Origin of the sequence: Plantactinospora sp. B24E8, assembly GCF_039871735.1 — a bacterium.
Classification (GTDB): domain Bacteria; phylum Actinomycetota; class Actinomycetes; order Mycobacteriales; family Micromonosporaceae; genus Plantactinospora.
On record NZ_JBDPMH010000020.1, the window covers coordinates 13,139 to 29,375 of the forward strand.

The following is a 16,237-nucleotide window of genomic DNA, read 5'->3' on the forward strand; positions in this document are numbered from 1 at the left end:
GCTGGCTTCGTGTACCGACCACGCCGCTTGTTGTCGCGGGCGAGAGCCGGCGCCAGACCCGGGCCACCACGAGTGCGCTGGCGGCGCCGACAACACACCGGCCACGACGAGCGCCGACAGCGGCCCTGCGGGCGTTCTGCGTACCTGACGGGTCGCGGTCGGGTCGGCAATCTGTCGCATCGACGACGTCGAGCGCTGACGGACCAGCGCGCTTCCCCGATCGTCCAGGACAGCCTCGCCCAGCATCACCTCCAGATCGAGCGACAGCCACGATGAGAGGTGCTGGCTCATTGCGGGACGTGAGCGAAGCAAAGCTCGACGACTGGCGCGAGCGGCTGGAGCCGATGCTGGCGGGACTGCAGGATTCTGTGGTCGGGCCCGACGAGGCCCTCGATCACTCCGTCGAGTCCCTGCGCGACCTCGAACACGCCCTGCTCGCCGAGACCCCGGCTGGGCAGCCGCCACGCGGGGGACTCGCCGAGGCGGCCGGCGGCTACCTCGGGGAGGTACTGCTCACGATCGGTGGAGCGCACCGTACCGATCGGCCGGCACTGCGCAGTGGGACTTCGGACGCCGCCTCGGCCGATTCCTGGCTGACCCACTGGCTGACCAGCCGGGAACAGGGATGCCCCGAGTGGGCCGCCGCCACCGGGCGGGTCGGCGATCTGGACTTCAGCCCGAAGCCGTTGCTGGCACTCGAACAGGTCGTACGACGCCGGATCCCGGTCAGGGAAGACCTGCGCGAACCGGTGAACGACAGCTTCGTCCAGGGAGCGGTCTGGTACGTCGGCGAGATCGCCCGGCGCCATCGCGACGCACACTGGCGTCACCACCCCGACCTCACCGGCACCAGCAGGAACCCGTACGTGGGCAGACCATACGTCGAACAGGCCGACGGCGGGAACGGCGCGATACCGCTGCTCGAACTGGAGGCCGCCGTACTGTCCGACGAGACCGGCCTACTCCTGGACCGGTTCGAGGTGTTCGACTAGCCGCAAGGACGGCATCACAACCCGAGCACCGGACAGCCACCGGTCGAGGTCGGGTCACCAACGTCGGCCCGTCGCGGCCGCGAGTTTCGACGCAGGCGACAGGCACCGCGCCGGTCCGGGTCGTCTGGACCGACGGAACCTGTCGGCGCAGTCTGGGACAACGGTGCGGTGCCGACGATCCCGGGCAGGGACCGTCGGCACCGCGCTTTACCCGAGTCCGGGGATCGACGACCCCGGACGGACGACCTACGGCTACTGGCCGTAGGCCTTCGCGGTCCAGCCGAGCGTGCCGAGGGAGCCGCCCTTGAGGTCCGTGCCGACCCCGTCCGTCGCGTCGGCGTCGAAGTGCACGGAGGCCGCGCCGGTGGCCTTGATCCCGAGCAGCGCCCGACCGTCGGGGTGCGCGGAGCAGTAGCCCGTGCTGAGGCTGGTGAAGCCCGCCCAGCCGCTGGCCTTCAACACCGTCGAGGTGATGGTCGTCGGGGTGGCCCGGTTGATCCGCCACTCCTTGAGTTCGCCGTTGCTCTTGGTGCCGATCAGCACGTCCACGGCGGCGGTGCCTGTTTCCTCGGTGCGCTCGTAGGTCAGTGTGTTGACCGTGTCCCAGCCGGAGGTGGTCAGCCTGACCGGCGACGTGAGGGTGAACACGTCGTCCACGTAGGTTTCCGTGTAGCGGTAGAGCGACGTGCCTGCCACCCGGTAGAGGTACGGCGACGCCGTCGCGAGGATGCGGGTACCGGCGAAGCCGTCCTTGAGGTGGCTGGCGCTCTGCGCGGTGATCCGCCAGGTGCCGTCGACCAACTCGCCCTGACGGCTCACCTTGTAGAGCCAGCCGTCGGTCGGGTGGGCGGCGTACTCGGTGCTGCGGAAGAAGGTGTCGTCACCGGCACCGCCGATCTGCTGGTGCGCCGTCGGTACCCAGCCGAGGTTGTCGTTGACGTAGGCCTTGGTGCTGGTTGTCTGGCCAGAGTAGACGTAGCTGAGCCGCTGCCCGTCCGATCGGTACGCCGCCGTGGAGACACCGCAGTCCGCGGGAACGTCGCTGAGCGCCGCGGCCGCCGGCCCGGCGGGCACGATGACTCCGGCCACGGCGAGGCCGGTCAGCGCCGTCGCGGCGGCCACGATGGATTTACGCATGAGTACGGATCCTCCAGGTAGAGCTGGTCTTGCAGCGAATGATCAAACCGTACGGCGGGGTGCGTACATCCCAGGCACAACCGGCGTACAGGCCAACCACCCACCCGCGGTCATCCGGTCTGTCCGACGACCACGACCAGCCGTGCTCCGCCGCCCGCCCGCCGACGGCTGGCCCGACCCGCTGACCAGGGGATCAACCCGTACGGTCAAGACGATGCCGGGCCTCCTCGGCCGCCGGATCGCCCAGCTCGTCGAAGATCTGCGCCGCTCGCCGCCAGGCGGCCGCCGCCCCGGGGAGGTCGGCCAACGCCTCCCGCGTGTCGCCGAGCCGGAGGAGGGTTTCCGCCTCGTGGTACCGGTCCGCGGAGTCGCGGAAGAGCTGGATCGCCTCTTCGTAGCAGCCCAGTGCCCGACCGTGTTCGCCGAGGCGGTGGTACGCGAAGCCGAGACTGTCCAACGTCGCGGCCTGACCGTTACGGTCACCGCTGCGCTGCTGGCGGGCCAGTGCCTCCGTGCAGCTCGCGATGGCCTGGGCGTAGTCGCCCGTGCTGGCGTGCAACCAGCCGATCGCGTTCAGCGTCCGTGCCTCCCCGGCGCCGTTGCCAACCAGCCGGTAGAGCCGCAGCGCCTCGCGGCCGTGTGCGAGTGCCTCGTCCAGCCGGCCGCCCAGGTAACAGAGCTCGCAGTAGTTGTGCAGGGTCTGCGCCTGACCGGTCGGATCGCCGAGGCGCTCGTGTAGTTCGAGCGCGCGCTTCAGCCGATCCTCGGCGGTGTCGTGCTGACCGAGCCGGGTGAACGCGCGGGCCAGCAGCCGGTTGGTCGCGGCCTGCCCGGCGATGTCGTCGATCTTCTCGGCGGCCGCGAGCGCGGCCTGCTGGGCGGCGAGTTGCTCCTGCCAGAGCCCGCGCGGCGCGAGGAACGTGTTCAGCGTCCAGGCGAGCTGCCAGGCGTACGCCTCGAATCCTGTCTCGGCGGCCTGGACGACCAGGCGGAGCAGCACGTGCTGCTCCGCCGTGAACCAGCCGAGCGCGGTGTCGTGGTCGGTCGCGGGCCGGCCCGCGTACGTCGGCAGCGGCGGCACCGGGTCGATGGGCGCCCACTGCGGCTGGAGCAGCAGGGCGGCCGGATAGGCGTTGTGCAGGTAGTGGTCGTACAACCGGTGCCTCGTCGCCACCTGTTCCTCGGCGTGCTCCGACGACCCGGCGAGTTCGGCGGCGTAGCCTCGCAGGAGATCGTGGAAGGCGTACCGGCCCGGTACGTGTTCGGTCAGCAGGTGGAGCCGGGTCAGCTCACGCAGCGCCGGTACGACGGCCGGTACGGGGACTCCGGCGAGTGCCGCGGCGGTGTCGGCCGTCAGATCGGGTCCGGGGTGCAGCCCCAGCAGTCTGAACAGTCGTGCCGAGTCCGGACTCAGGGCCAGGTATGACCAGGAGAAGACGCGCCGGGCGTCTCCGTTCGCCAGGACGTCCAGTCTCGCCTCGGCCGCCTGCAGCTCGGCGGCGAAGGCGTCGAGTGGGAACGAGGGGTGCGTCGCGATGCGGGCCGCCGCCATCGACAGGGCGAGTGGAAGTCGGCCGGTTGCGGCGATGATGCCGGCAGCCGCGGCTGGCTCGGCGCCGAGTCGGTTGGCGCCGAGTCGGCTGGCCAGCAGGCTCATCGACTCCTCGGGAGTGAGGACGTCCAGCGTCAGGGGGACGGCACATTCCGCGGCGACCAGACCGCTGAGCTGATCGCGGCTGGTGACCACGACCACACACCTGCCGGCGCCGGGCAGCAGCGGACGTACCTGGGCGGAGTCGCGTGCGTTGTCGAGCACCACGAGCATCCGGCGGGAGGCCAGCAGGCTGCGGTAGAGCCCGGTCCGCGCCTCCGTGCTGGCCGGGATCCGGCCGTGGGGCACACCCAGCGCCTCGAGGAAGCCGAGCAGCGCATCGGCCGGGGACACCACGTCGGCCTCGTCGTACCCGCGAAGGTTCGCGTAGAGCTGGCCGTCGGGGAAGTGTCCGGCCACCCGATGCGCCCAGTGCAGGGTCAGTGCGGTCTTACCGACCCCGGCCATGCCGGACACCGCGGAGACGGCCACCGTCGTCGGTCTCTGCCCCTCTCTGCCGAGGAGCGTGTCAAGGCTGGCCAGCTCGGCGCCGCGGCCCACGAATCCGGACACCGCGAGAGGGAGCTGCTCGGGGCGTCCACCGAGCGGCTCCAGCGGTGCGACGTCGGGCGCCGGACCGCCCGAGCCGGTGGCCGCCTGCACCGCCAGGCTCGGGCGGTGGTGCAGGATGTCGTCGTGCAACCGGGTCAGCTGCGGTGCCGGGTCCAGACCGGTCTGCTCGGCGAGCACCTGCCGCGCCTGCCGGAACGCGTCGAGCGCGGCGGCCACATCGCCGATGCGGTACAGACCGAGCATCAGCTGGGCCCACGCCCGTTGCCGCAGCGGATGCCGGTCGAGCAGGGCCCGTAGCCGCTGGACCACCTCGGCCGACGAGCCGAGCGCCAACATCGCCTCGGCCAGGTCCTCCTCGGCGACCATCCGCCGTTCCTCCAACTGCCGGACCCGCCGGGACAGCAGTGGGTGCGACGGTAGATCGGACAGCGCCGCTCCACGCCACATGGCGACGGCGGTGGCGAGCTCGCTCTCGGCCCGGACCGCGTCTCCGGCGGCGAGAGCGTCTCTGCCGCGGGCCGCAGCCGCGTCGAACCGGTCCACATCCCGCTCGTCGGGCCCCACCCGGAGCCGGTAGCCACCGGCTGCGGCGGAGATCCCCTCCCACGACCCGCCGCCACCGAGCGACCGCCGTAACCCTCGCACGTACGTGCGTAGGTTGGCCGCCGCCGACGGGGGTGACTCGTCGGCCCACAGCACCGCGGCCAGCTCGTCCGTGCCGACGACTTCATTCGGCCGCATCAGCAGGGCCGCCAGCAGCAGACGCTGCTTCACCGAGCCCAGCGGAACCGGTCGGCCCTCGCGGCAGACCACCAGCGGACCGAGAAGGTCGAAGCGGATGAGCACCCGTCCATTTGTACCGGAAAGGCACTGCGTCCGGCACCGGCAACAGGTTGGCAGACCCGGGGCGACCGGTCAGGTGGGGCGCACCGTCAGCTCCGTCGCCCCGGACAGCCTCGCGCGGAGCTTGTCGGTGTCCGGGTGGCCGGTGAGCTCGAAGATCTCCAACGCCTGTCGCCAGACGTCGTGGGCGTCCGCGGACCTTCCGTCACTCTGGTAGGCGTCGCCCAGCCGGAACAGTGTCTCGGCTTCGTAGAAGCGGCTGTCGGCCCGGCGGGACAGTCGCAACGCCTGCTCGTAGCAGTGGGTTGCTCGTGCCGCGTCGCCCAGGTGGTGGTGGATGAATCCGAGGCTGTCCCAGGTGTTCGCCTCGCCGAGGATGATGCGTAGTTCCTGGTAGAGCTCAAGTGCCTGCTCGCACAGGGGAAGGGCACGGGTGTGGTCGCCGAGTAGGGCATGGCACCAGCCTGCGGCGTTGAGGGCACGGGCCGTACCCGCCCGGTGCGTCTCGGCCACGAACCGGTCGAGCGCACTGTGGGCGTGCTCCAGCGCAGCGGATATCTGGCCGCTGCGCTCGAGAGTGTGGCTGAGCGCGAGGTGTGCGTACGCCAGGGCGGTGCTGTTCCCGACCGTGCGGTAGATGTGGAGCGCCTCCCGGAGATGGACTTCCGCGGTGTCGAATCTGCCGAGCTTGCTGTGGGCGCGGCCCAGACCCAGGTGCGCCGCGGCCTGACCGCTGAGATCACCCAAGGTTCGCGCGGTGCTCAGGGCGGACTCCCGGATGCTGACCCAGTCCTGGATCCGCCCGGACATGTGCAGGTAGGAGTCGAGGGCTGCGGTCAACGGCGCGACGAACTCCGGCATGCCCAGCTCGGCGGCGCGCAGGCTCGCCGCGAGCAGGGCCTGATGTTCGGTCGTGAACCACGCGACGGCCCGTTCGTGGTCGGGACTCGCAACGGTGGTGACTCCGGGGGCCGGCGGTTCCAGACGATGGTCGAGCTGTGGTGCGATCTGGCGGTCCGCGAGGCGGGACGAGTGGAGGTAGTGGTCGAACAACCGACGCAGCGCGGCCCTGCGCTCCGCTTCGGTCTCCGTCTCCATGACGAGTTCCGCCGCGTACGCACGCATGAGATCGTGCAGGGTGTAGCGGCCGGGACGGTGCTCGTCAATCAGATTCGCGCTGGTCAGTTCGGCCAGGGCACGTCGTGCCTCGACGGCCGGCAGGCCGATCAGGCTGGCCGCCGCCGCAACGCTGACCTCGACGCCGACGTGCAGGCCCAGCAGCCGGAACAGTCGTGCGACCGACCCCTGTTGCGCCTGGTACGACCAGGAGAGGACTGCTCTGAGATCTCTGATCCCGTCGCCGCCGGGGACCATGTTCAGGACTGCCCGGGAGTCGTGCAGTTCCGCCGCCAGTTGGGCAAGGGAGGTCCGTGGCGTGGCGGCGGCCCGGGCCGCGACGATCGCGAGGGCCAGCGGCAGCCTGCCGCACCTGTCGATCACCTCGTCAACCGCGTCCGGCTCGGGGTCCGTACGTTCGGTTCCCAGCCGGCGTTCCAGGAGTTCCCGTGCCTCGGGGCGGGAGGGCACGGTCATCGGTAGCGGGTGTGCGCCCTCGACCGCGACCAGCCCCGAGAGTTGGTTGCGGCTCGTGACCACGACGACGCCACCTGAGGTGCCCGGCAACAGTGGCCGGACCTGCTCCGCACTGCCCGCGTTGTCGAGCACGATCAGCACCCGCCGGTTGGCGAGCAGGCTGCGGTAGAGGCCCACCTTTGCTTCGAGGCTGACCGGGATACGTGCGGGTGGGACGCCGAACGCGTCGAGGAAGCCGTGGATCACCTCGTTCGCGCTCATCGCCGTCCGGCTCGGATCGTACGCGCGAAGATTGATGTACAGCTGCCCGTCGACGAAGCGGTGTGCGACCGTTTGTGCCCAGTGCAACGCCAACGCGGTCTTGCCGACCCCGCCCGGGCCCGTGATCACGGAAATGACCACCCCTGCCTGCCCCGGGCCGTCCGCCAGTTCGGACAGCCGGCGCAGCTGCGCGGCGCGTCCGGCAAACGTCGCGGTCTCCGGCGGAAGCTGCCGGGGGACGACAGGGCCGGGCCGGTTGCCCCGACCGGCTTCCGACGTCGTCGTCAGGGAGGCTCCGGCGTACCGAACCGCCAACCCCGGTACACCCTCCCCACCGGCCGGAGCGGACGGCCCCGGCGTCGGCAGTCCGTCGGCGGCAGGGGCCCGCCGCGGAAGCGGAACGTCACCACGTCGCAGGATCTCGGCGTGGATCCGGCTGAGTCGCGGCGCCGGATCCATGCCGGTCTCCGCGGCCAGCACCCGCCGGGCCTGCTGGAACGCTTCGATCGAGCCCGCCACGTCGCCGGTGTGGTACAGGGCCAGCATCAACTGGCCCCAGGCCCGCTGCCGGAGTGGATGCCGGTCCAGTAGCGCCCGCAGACGGGGCAGTGCCGCGTGGAGGGCACCGGTGGCCAGCAGCGCGTCGGCGTAGTCCTCCTCGGCGAGCGCCCGCCGTTCCTCGAGCTGGCCGGCCAGGTGCACCAGCGGCGTCGGCAGTGGCAGGTCGGCCAGCAGTGCCCCACGCCAGATGCCGACGGCAGTCCCGAGTTCGGCGACCGCGTTCGTGGGGTCGTTGGCGGCGAGCGCACGTCGACCGCGCGACGCCGCCGCGTCGAAGCGGTCCAGGTCCCGCTCGCCGGGCTCGACCCGCAGGAGGTATCCGCCCGGGGCGGCGGGCAGCCGCGACGGATCGCCGTCGTCGTTCAGACGCCGACGCAGGCCCAGTACATAGGTGCGCAGATTCGCGGCAGCCGACGCCGGTGGTGCGTCGGCCCAGAGGGTGGCGCGGAGTTCGTCCACGCCGACGACCTCGTTCGGGCGAAGCAGCAGGGCGGCGAGGAGCAGGCGTTGCTTGACCGAACCCAACGCGACGGCGTGACCGTCGTCGCGTGTCACCACCAGCGGGCCCAGGAGGTCGTAGCGAAGATTCACGAAAGGCCTTCGAGGTCCGGCTGTACCTGGACCGTACGGGCTATACCGTACACCGAAGACGGCCGCCCGTTCAGACCCGCAACGGTGACCAGACGTACGGCCCTGACCTGCGCACCGGCCGACGTATGCCCCGGGGGAGCGGTCGGGTTCGGTCGTTCCTTTCCCAGTCGTGCCCGGACGGGGGCACAGTGTCCCGGGTTCCGAGCGTTGGGGGACCCGTGTCCGTGGGCCTGAAGGCAACGATGCCCGTCACCTTCTGCGTCGCCGCGCTGGTGACGACGACCGGGGAGGTGCTGACCGAGTTGCTGGGAGGTTGTTCCGTGCCGGCGATCGCCGTGCACACGGGCCGCCCGTACGCGCGTGACGGATTGGCCGATCCGGGTCGGCTGCTGACCCGGGCCGAGCAGGAGACGAGCATCGTCGGCGCCGATCTGGTCGGGCCTGACCACGCCCGCTCCGGCCCGGATTACCGCCTGGTGGTAGCCGGACGTCCGCGCCCGGCTACCAGTGACCGGAGCCGAGTCGCCGGATACCGACCAGGATGACCCGGACCAGCCCGATGGTCACGAGCACCAACATCAGCAGCAGCAGGTTTTCGGCCAGTTCACCGTCCTCCGGCGTCCACGCGTTGGCCATGCTGATGAAACCCCAACCCAGCACCGCCGTGAGCGGGGCCAGGATCATGAACTCACGCTTCCGGGCGGGAGTCGACGACGCCTCGGGTCGGGGAGTCTCGTCCGGGGACCGCCGGGGCCGGGGAATCTGGTCCGGGTCCCGTTTCGGCAGCGGGACGACCAGGGTGTCCGGCACATTGCTGGTCAGGTCGGCCAGTGCGGCGTCGTCGATCCGGTGCAGGGTGGGCTCGACCGCGACCGTGATGCCGTCCCGGCCGATGAAGACGCTTCCGCCGTCGGGCCAGCACAGCCGGGCTGCGCAGTCCGTGAAGCGGACAGTGGCGATCTTTCCGGTCTCGCTGATGGTCGAAACCCCGTCCGGACCGACAACAAGGGTCGATTCGGTGTCGTCGCGGGAGCGGTACCGCTTTCCGGCGACCGCCGAGAGGGAAGCGCTCGGCGCGGCGGTGAACCCGGTGCCGTACGCCGACACACCGTACGGAACCAGTAGCAACGCGCTGGCGTGGGCCGCCTCGGCGACAGCGAGGACGTCCGCGACGGTCACCGCCCTCAGCTGCTCGGCCAACTGCCCCGTGGTGAACAGTGGCTGCCCGGTGAGCAGGTCCACGGCGACACCCGGCAGCCGACCCGTCTCGAAGTCGGGATGGGCGAGCGCCTCCAGGGCCTTGGCCCGGACCGATTCGAGCTCCGCCTCGTCGATCGCGGCGGTGGCGAGCTGCTTGACCGTGTCGACGAAGCCGGTGAGGGCGGCACGCTTCTTTTCCGGCAGCGCGTCGACGTAGGCGGTGAGCACCGCCATTCCGTCCGCCCGGGGTGAGTAGTCGGTCACGGCCGCGTAGCTGACCCCGGCCTCGAGCCGCAGGTTCCGGTAGAGGGCGCGCTCCAGGACGGCGGCGAAGAGGCGGCTGGCCACGTTCTGGTTCACCACCGAGTCCATCACCACTCCGTCGGCGGGGACCTGGAAGTAGGCAGGCGTGGTCTCGAGCGCCGAGCTGGGCGCCGGGCCGGGGCGCCGGGTCCCGGCCGGGAGGGACAACCGCAGTGCCGGCGGCACCGCCGCACCGGTGACCCAGAGCACCGCGTTGTCCCGGGTGAAGTGCGCGGCGACCCAGTCTCGGAGGTCGTCGGCGGTGAGCCGGTGCAGTCCGAACTCGGGGTAACTGACCTGGCCGTATCCCTGGGCGCCGTAACGCCACAGTGGCAGGTCTGCGTTCACCCCTCGGGCGCGCCCGGCCGCCTCGGTCCGCAGGATCTCCTTCTCCACCTCCAGCCGTTCCAGCGGCAGGTCGGCGAGGGAGGAGCAGAGGGTGTGAAAAAAGGTTGCCACCTCCGCGTCCGTACCGGTGGTGTAGAAGTGGGTGATCGCGTCCGTCACGTCCGCGTTGGCGTGGTGTTCCAGCAGCCCGTGCCGGTGCAGCGCCAGATGTTCCACCAGGTGGGTGACCCCGGCCAGCGGAAGTGACTCGTCCGCCCGGCCCACCCGGAACATCAGCCCGGCGCGTAGCGGCCCGGTGGCCTCGACGAAGAGTCCGGGGACCCCGTCGACCTCAAACTGGATCATTGTTTGCCTCCGTGGCGAACAGCGGAACCGAACTGGGTCAGCCGGTCTGCGGTCAGGACGCCGCGACCACGGCCCGCTTGCGGGCCCGCAGGAAACCCTCGCGGGCGCCGGAATCCTCGTAGTACCAGGGGTAGTCGCTCACGTAGGGGCCGATCGCCGCGAAGTGCGTCGCCGCCTCCCGGTGACGGTCGGCCATCGTCAGCGCCCGGGCCAGCACCGAACGGGTTTTCATCGCGAGTGCGTGCGTCGGCGCACCGCCGCCGAGCCAGCGCTCGGTGGCGATGTTGATGTCCTCGCGGACCTGGTCGCTCCTCCAGAGCCGGACGGCGGCCGCCATGCCCTTCGCCCGCGACTCTCCCCGTCCCCGCTCCCAGAGGTCGACCTCGAAGTGCGCCTGGAGCGGGAGTACCGCGACTGGCGAACCGGGTGGCGCCGATTCGGCGGCGGCGCGGCAGAACTCGTACATCCGCTCGTGACTGCCGGCCCACTTCCGACACGTACGCTGGAACCTCGCCTCGTGTCCCAGATAGTTGTGCGGGTCCCTGGCCACCAACTCGCTCCACCGGTGGTCGAACACCGGCCAGGGCTCCTCGCGGCCGATCGACAGCCAGAGGTACCAGATCCAGGGCGACGGGTCGTCGAAGGCGAGCTCCGTCGCCCGGTCCAGCAGTCCCTCCGCCCGGTTGAGGATCTGGGCGAAGGTGCGGAAGGCCCGGTCGGACGTCTGGCTCGCCCAGCCACCACCTCGGGCGTTCCATGCCCGGGCGATCTCCGTGCGGGCCCGGACCACCGCCAGGGCGGCGTTGGTCGGTTCCGCTGTCGACCACGCGTCGAGCCATTTCGGGTGGCCGGCGGCGAACTCGCCGAGCACGTTCACCCGGTGTGCGCGGCGCTCCCAGTCGCCGTACGCGGCGGCGAGGACGTCACGCGCCGGCTGCCAGTCGCCCCACCTCGCGGCATCCCGGGCCGCGGCCAGCTCACCGTCGTCCAGCGCCGGGTCGAACGAGGGTACGGGGCCGAACCGCGAGTGATTCGCGGCCTTGAAGAACTGCATCCGGGCACCTTCGAGGGTTCGTGACGAGAACAGGTTGGTGCCGAGCAGGGCCTGCTCGGTCTCCGCACAACACCACGTCGTCCGAGGCTCGGGCAGCGGACCGACCGGGGCAGGATCATATGGGAGATCGGCTCCCGGCTACCAGCCCTATTCACCGCCCGGGCGCGTCCAGCCACTCGCCAGTCGCCGTTCAGTCCGGATTGGCACCGTGGGCGGACAGCTGCCCTGCCGATGGAGGGGAACATGACAGGAACAGGCAGAACACGCGACGAGTTGCCGCTGCCGGGGGGCGTACCGGCGGTCATCTCGACGGCCGGGCCGGCCGCGGCCGCCGCTGCGGGGATCGGGATCGACCGTGCCGGGCTGGGACCGCTGAGGTCCCGCCGTCGGCGGTGGTTGGCCGGGGTGCTGGCCTCGGCGTTCGTGCTGGTCGGGATGTTGGGACAGGCGGTACCGGCACAGGCCGACATGTCGGGGGAGCCCGTTCCGAGCCTGCCCGGCCGGCCGATCGAGGCAGTGCCGGGCGTGTCCGGGCGCACGCCGGATGCCGCTGTGCGGACCGCCGATGGCCGCCGGAAGGCGTCCTTGCCGCCGGGCATGGGGATGACGTTGGGCAAAGCGAAAGCCGGCCCGGCGCCCCGGATGGTCGAGGGTTCGGACGATCCGAACAATCCACCGACCTGCGTGCCGTACATCACCGGTCAGGTGACCCGGAACGGTACCGCTCTGGCCAGGGTCGACTACCTGGCCGAGATCGTGTGCAACTTCTACCTCGCGGGCGCCGGCCAGGCGTACCTGATCGAGCGGACGGGCGGCTCCCGCTACAACGGTGCCGTCATCGCCGCGGCCGCCCCCTTCTACTTCTCCTCCTACCACTACGGCTACAGCATCGGGGCGGTCCTCATCGACGGCCGCATCTACGACGGCGGGCGGCAGTTGGAGATCGGGTTCGACCTGGCGTTGCAAACCCTGGACGGGACACCGTGGGGCGGCTGCTTCGCGCTTCCCGCCCCGCAGCGGTACCTGTCCCCGTGCTACGGCCTGGGCACCTCGTACCTGTCGGTCTCGATCGGGTCGGGGGTGTTCAACACCGGCCTGCCGGCGTACAACCCGGCGGCGGCGATCCGGGACATTCCCGCCATCGACCTGCTCACCTTCCACGTCGGCGGGCAGTCCGATCCGGCGTCGACAGCCCGCCAGAACATCGTGGACACCGCGGCCGGGCTGCCCGCCCAGACCAGCGACTTCAGCCACGTGGGCCGGACCAGTGTGAACCTCGACCTCGACATGTTGCGAGGCATTCTCAGCCTGCACCTGCAGAACGGTTTCAACTTCCGGGTGACCGCGATCGCCGGAAGCAGGCACGGTGCCACATCCCGGCACTACGTCGGAAAGGCGTTCGATGTCGACACCGTCAACGGCGCCCCGGTGAACACGAGCAACCCGTTCAACCAGGCGTTCAAGGACGCCTGCCGGGCGTACGGGGCGACGGAGGTGCTGGGGCCGGGGGACGACGCCGACCATGCCACGCACATCCACTGCGCGTGGCCGCGGTAGTGGACCGGACCTCCGGACGGGGCCACCGACCGCTGGTGATCCGAGCTGTCCTGGCCCTGCTCCTCGACCGCCCGTCCGGCCGGAGAGCGTGCGCCGGCCAGCGACGCCCACCTCCGCGATGCCGCCGGGACCTCAGACCACGCGTGGATGGGCGTCGAAGAAGGTCCAGATCGATTCCGTGGCGGTCAGCGCCGTCGAGGGCGGATCCAGGCCGAGCAGGCGTTCCGCGATCGGCTGGGTCGCGCCCGGCCACTGGTGTCCGGCGCCGGCGACGGTGATCAGGTCGACGTCGCGCCCGTCGGGGCAGCGGGCCAGCGAGCTGGTGACGACTCCCGTGGTACGGACCTCCGGGGTGGGACACCGGGCGAGTTCCCGCCACCTGTCGATCTGGTCGGACACCGGGCCGCCGTTGATCCTGACGGGTAACGGTCCGGCTCCGCGGTTGTCCAGCACCCCCGGGCGACCGTCGTACGGGATCACCCCGTCGGCCGTGCCGTGGATGTGGAGCAGGGAGATCGGCGCCGGTGTCGGGCAGGGCCCGAGGAGCGTACCGGCCACCACCCCGATCGCGGCGAAGGTGGTGGTGTCGCAGGCCAACCGGTAGGCGAGCATCCCGCCGTTGGATATCCCGGTCGCGTAGATCCGGTCCGGGTCGACCGGCAGCCTGGCGGAGACGGTGGCCACCGTCTCGGCGATGAACGCGACGTCGTCGACCCCGTCCCGGGCCGGCGATCCGCAGCAGTCCGGGCTGACCGCCCAGGACCGGTTCAGCCCGTCCGGGTACGCGACCACGAAGCCGTGGCGGTCCGCCACGGCGTTCCACCCGTACGTCGTTTCCGCCTGGCGGCCGCTGCCCAGGGCGCCGTGCAACATCACCACCAGCGGTACCGGCGTCGACAGCGACAGCCGGGTCGGCCGGTACAGCCGGAAGGTGCGGCTCCGCCCGTGCACCGTGACGCGGTGGACGGACGACCCCGGGGCGACGGCCGGGTTCTCCGGTGCGGACGCGGTCGCCGCCGGCCTGGTCGGGGCGGCGCTGGCGGCGGGAGGCGGGGTGCCCGCCTCCCGCCCGGGTGACCGCACCAGGTCGCAGCCGCCCATCGCGGTGAGGACGCCCGCGACCGCCAGCACGAGCACCGTCGTGTTGCGGCCGGCCCTGGTTCGCCGGTTCATGAAGTCTCGTCTCCGTTCCGGGTGGGACCTGTACCTGTCACTGGTGGTCGTTTGGCGGGGGGCGGTCCGCGCCGGGCGTCCCCCCCCCCCCGCCCAACGACCGACGAACCGGCACCTGCGGCGGACAGTCACGGAGCTGTCCTGGGCAGGTTCACTACCGGGTGCCGAGAGCCGCCTTCTTCCGCGCGGCGGACGGCACGTTGGCCCCGGGCAGCCGGATCAGTTCCCAACCGCCCTCCGGGACGTCGTCCTCCCGGTCGGTCCTCAGGTTCATCGGGTTCGCCGTGCCGACGTAGACGGCCGGCCCGTCGGCCAGCATGGTGCGCAACCCGTAGTTGAGGTAGTTGCCGAGCCCGTTGGTGCTCACCGACTTCGCCGGCCCGTGGGTACCGTCGAACACCCACAGGTCGCCGCCGTACGACGCGGGATCGACCGTGCCGAGCCCGTCCTCGACCCCGCCGCGGAGCTCCGACGGCAGATCCTTGACGAGGTAGCTCCAGTCCATGGCGCCGATGTAGAGCGAACCGCCGGCCACCAGCATCTCCCAGGTGTAGTTGTTGTAGCTGTTGCCGAATCCCGCCGCGCCGTACCGGGGCTGGTATCCGGTCGGGGTGAGCTTCCACTCGCCCGCGCCGTCGTTCGCCTCCGGGTCGAACGCGGGCAGTTCCGCCGCGCCGTACAGCAGGTCAGCGCTGGCCTTGCCGTTGTCGAACCTGCTGGCCCGGAAGATGCTCGTCGCCCGCTGCGTGTTCTTCGTGGCGGCGAGGTTCTGCTCGCTGCTCTCCGACGGGTAGCGGGTCGTGTGGGCCTGGGTGGCCTTCAGCGGCACGTGCATCGTGCCCCAGTAGAGGTTGCCGTTGTACGAGGCGAGCCCGCCGAGACCGTAGGTGGCGGCGATGACCGGGTCGGGCTCGTACTGGCTCACGTTCCACACCTGTTTCCAGGCGGTGGCGTCGGTGGTGGTGAGGCCCCGCCCCCCGTTCACGAGCCACGGGCTCATCCAGATCCCGGCGGTGTGCGTGCTGTCGGCGCTGCCGGCGATGCTGGGCCAGGTCGTGACGAACATCCGACCCTTGTGCACGACGAGGTCCGCGACCTGCTGCGGCAGGCTGGCCACGAGGCTGAAGTCGAACGGCCTGGACCTGCTGCCGGTCCAGCGCAGCACCGCGCCGCCGGCCTGACCGTCGATTCCCAGGCCGACGCCGGCGTAGAGGGTGTGGTCGGCGACCAGGAAGTGCCGGACAGTGCCGTACCCGGTCAGGGTCGTCGACCCGAGGTAGGCGCCGGACGCGCCGTCGAACGCGAACAGGTTGAGGCCGAGGACGCTCGGTCCGCCGAGCAGTACGACACCCCGGTGCGAGCCGGCGGCACGGATTCCCACCGTCGAGAGGAACCGTTGCCGATCGGCCTCGGACCTTCTCGTGATGGCCGCGGTCTTGTCCACCAGGTTGCGGGTCGGCTTGTGGTAGAGGTAGACCTTCGGCGGACGCCAGTCGCCTCCGGCTGGCGGGATGGCCGGGTTCTCCGACCGCTGTGGGCTCTCGCCGTACTCGCACACGTAGTCGTCGTTCTCGATCGGTTCGGTCACCGCCAGGCTCGTCCCGATCGTCAGGCAGTGGACGTTGGGTGCCGTCCCGAACCACAGGTGGTCGCCGGAGGCGGTCAGGCCCCACACGTACGAGTGGTTCACCTTCGGCTGCCCGGTCTCGCAGCCGGCCCAGGCCGAGATCGGCGGGCTGCTCCCGCCGAAGCACTCGTCCGGTGCGGCCTTCGCCAGAAGTTCCGGGCTGGTGGTCGCCGCCGCCAGCGCCGACGCCGCGTCGGCTTCGAGTGACTTGTCGTCTTGCAGGCGCTTCTCCGTCGGTGGTTCGCTGTCGGCAGCGCCGGGCGCCGGTATGGCGGCGAGCGCGAGCGAGGTTGCCATGATGGTGGCGGTGGAGAGCAGAGACCGGGCGATGTTCCTGGTCCTGTCCATGCGTGATCCTTTCTTGGTTGCGATTCGTCGCGTGACTGTCGCCACGAACGTCGGCAGGGGAAGACGGGGGTGGAGCCGTCTGATGGGCAGCGTCCGCTGACGCGCGGAGCGGTCGGCCCACGACGGAGGCGTTGAGGTGG

9 protein-coding genes are annotated in these 16,237 nt (G+C 71.0%); 2 read left to right on the plus strand and 7 right to left on the minus strand.

Going from position 1 to position 16,237, the window contains the following annotated elements; translation table 11 throughout:
- Nucleotides 1-299: 299 nt before the first annotated feature.
- Nucleotides 300-992 (plus strand): hypothetical protein, encoded by a 693-nt coding sequence (locus ABGB21_RS24485; protein ID WP_347679742.1) that lies wholly within the window; start codon nucleotides 300-302, stop codon nucleotides 990-992.
- Nucleotides 993-1,244: 252 nt separating this feature from the next.
- Here the strand turns inward: ABGB21_RS24485 and ABGB21_RS24490 are convergent, their stop codons facing one another.
- The 5 genes from ABGB21_RS24490 to ABGB21_RS24510 all read right to left on the minus strand — a co-directional run bounded on the left by ABGB21_RS24490 (nucleotide 1,245) and on the right by ABGB21_RS24510 (nucleotide 11,392).
- Complete coding sequence (locus ABGB21_RS24490; protein ID WP_347679744.1) at nucleotides 1,245-2,129, minus strand: hypothetical protein; 885 nt, start codon at nucleotides 2,127-2,129, stop codon at nucleotides 1,245-1,247.
- 193 nt (nucleotides 2,130-2,322) lie between these two features.
- Nucleotides 2,323-5,139 carry a BTAD domain-containing putative transcriptional regulator gene (locus ABGB21_RS24495; RefSeq protein ID WP_347679746.1) on the minus strand — a complete coding sequence of 939 codons (2,817 nt, stop codon included), beginning with the start codon at nucleotides 5,137-5,139 and terminating at the stop codon, nucleotides 2,323-2,325.
- Nucleotides 5,140-5,208: 69 nt separating this feature from the next.
- Nucleotides 5,209-8,142, minus strand: coding sequence for a BTAD domain-containing putative transcriptional regulator (locus tag ABGB21_RS24500; RefSeq protein ID WP_347679748.1), 2,934 nt, complete (start codon nucleotides 8,140-8,142; stop codon nucleotides 5,209-5,211).
- 501 nt (nucleotides 8,143-8,643) lie between these two features.
- On the minus strand, nucleotides 8,644-10,338 hold the full coding sequence (locus ABGB21_RS24505; protein WP_347652219.1) for an insulinase family protein: 1,695 nt from the start codon (nucleotides 10,336-10,338) through the stop codon (nucleotides 8,644-8,646).
- 52 nt (nucleotides 10,339-10,390) lie between these two features.
- Nucleotides 10,391-11,392 carry a hypothetical protein gene (locus ABGB21_RS24510; RefSeq protein WP_347652218.1) on the minus strand — a complete coding sequence of 334 codons (1,002 nt, stop codon included), beginning with the start codon at nucleotides 11,390-11,392 and terminating at the stop codon, nucleotides 10,391-10,393.
- 243 nt (nucleotides 11,393-11,635) lie between these two features.
- Here ABGB21_RS24510 and ABGB21_RS24515 point away from each other — a divergent pair, with 243 nt between their 5' ends.
- Nucleotides 11,636-12,949: a hypothetical protein gene (locus ABGB21_RS24515; protein ID WP_347679750.1), complete on the plus strand. Its 1,314-nt coding sequence runs from the start codon at nucleotides 11,636-11,638 to the stop codon at nucleotides 12,947-12,949.
- Between the two features lie 132 nt (nucleotides 12,950-13,081).
- Here the strand turns inward: ABGB21_RS24515 and ABGB21_RS24520 are convergent, their stop codons facing one another.
- Complete coding sequence (locus tag ABGB21_RS24520; protein WP_347679751.1) at nucleotides 13,082-14,122, minus strand: PHB depolymerase family esterase; 1,041 nt, start codon at nucleotides 14,120-14,122, stop codon at nucleotides 13,082-13,084.
- Nucleotides 14,123-14,276: 154 nt separating this feature from the next.
- The gene (locus ABGB21_RS24525) at nucleotides 14,277-16,097 is read right to left on the minus strand and encodes a hypothetical protein (RefSeq protein ID WP_347679752.1); all 1,821 of its coding nucleotides are present in this window, start codon (nucleotides 16,095-16,097) and stop codon (nucleotides 14,277-14,279) included.
- Between the last annotated feature and the right edge of the window lie 140 nt (nucleotides 16,098-16,237).

Excerpts from the sequence above, each read along its gene's own strand:
- ABGB21_RS24525 (WP_347679752.1), bottom strand. The coding sequence starts at position 16,097 with ATGGACAGGACCAGGAACATCGCCCGGTCTCTGCTCTCCACCGCCACC.
- ABGB21_RS24490 (WP_347679744.1), bottom strand. The coding sequence starts at position 2,129 with ATGCGTAAATCCATCGTGGCCGCCGCGACGGCGCTGACCGGCCTCGCC.
- ABGB21_RS24505 (WP_347652219.1), bottom strand. The coding sequence starts at position 10,338 with ATGATCCAGTTTGAGGTCGACGGGGTCCCCGGACTCTTCGTCGAGGCC.
- ABGB21_RS24510 (WP_347652218.1), bottom strand. The coding sequence starts at position 11,392 with ATGCAGTTCTTCAAGGCCGCGAATCACTCGCGGTTCGGCCCCGTACCC.
- ABGB21_RS24520 (WP_347679751.1), bottom strand. The coding sequence starts at position 14,122 with ATGAACCGGCGAACCAGGGCCGGCCGCAACACGACGGTGCTCGTGCTG.
- ABGB21_RS24515 (WP_347679750.1), top strand. The coding sequence starts at position 11,636 with ATGACAGGAACAGGCAGAACACGCGACGAGTTGCCGCTGCCGGGGGGC.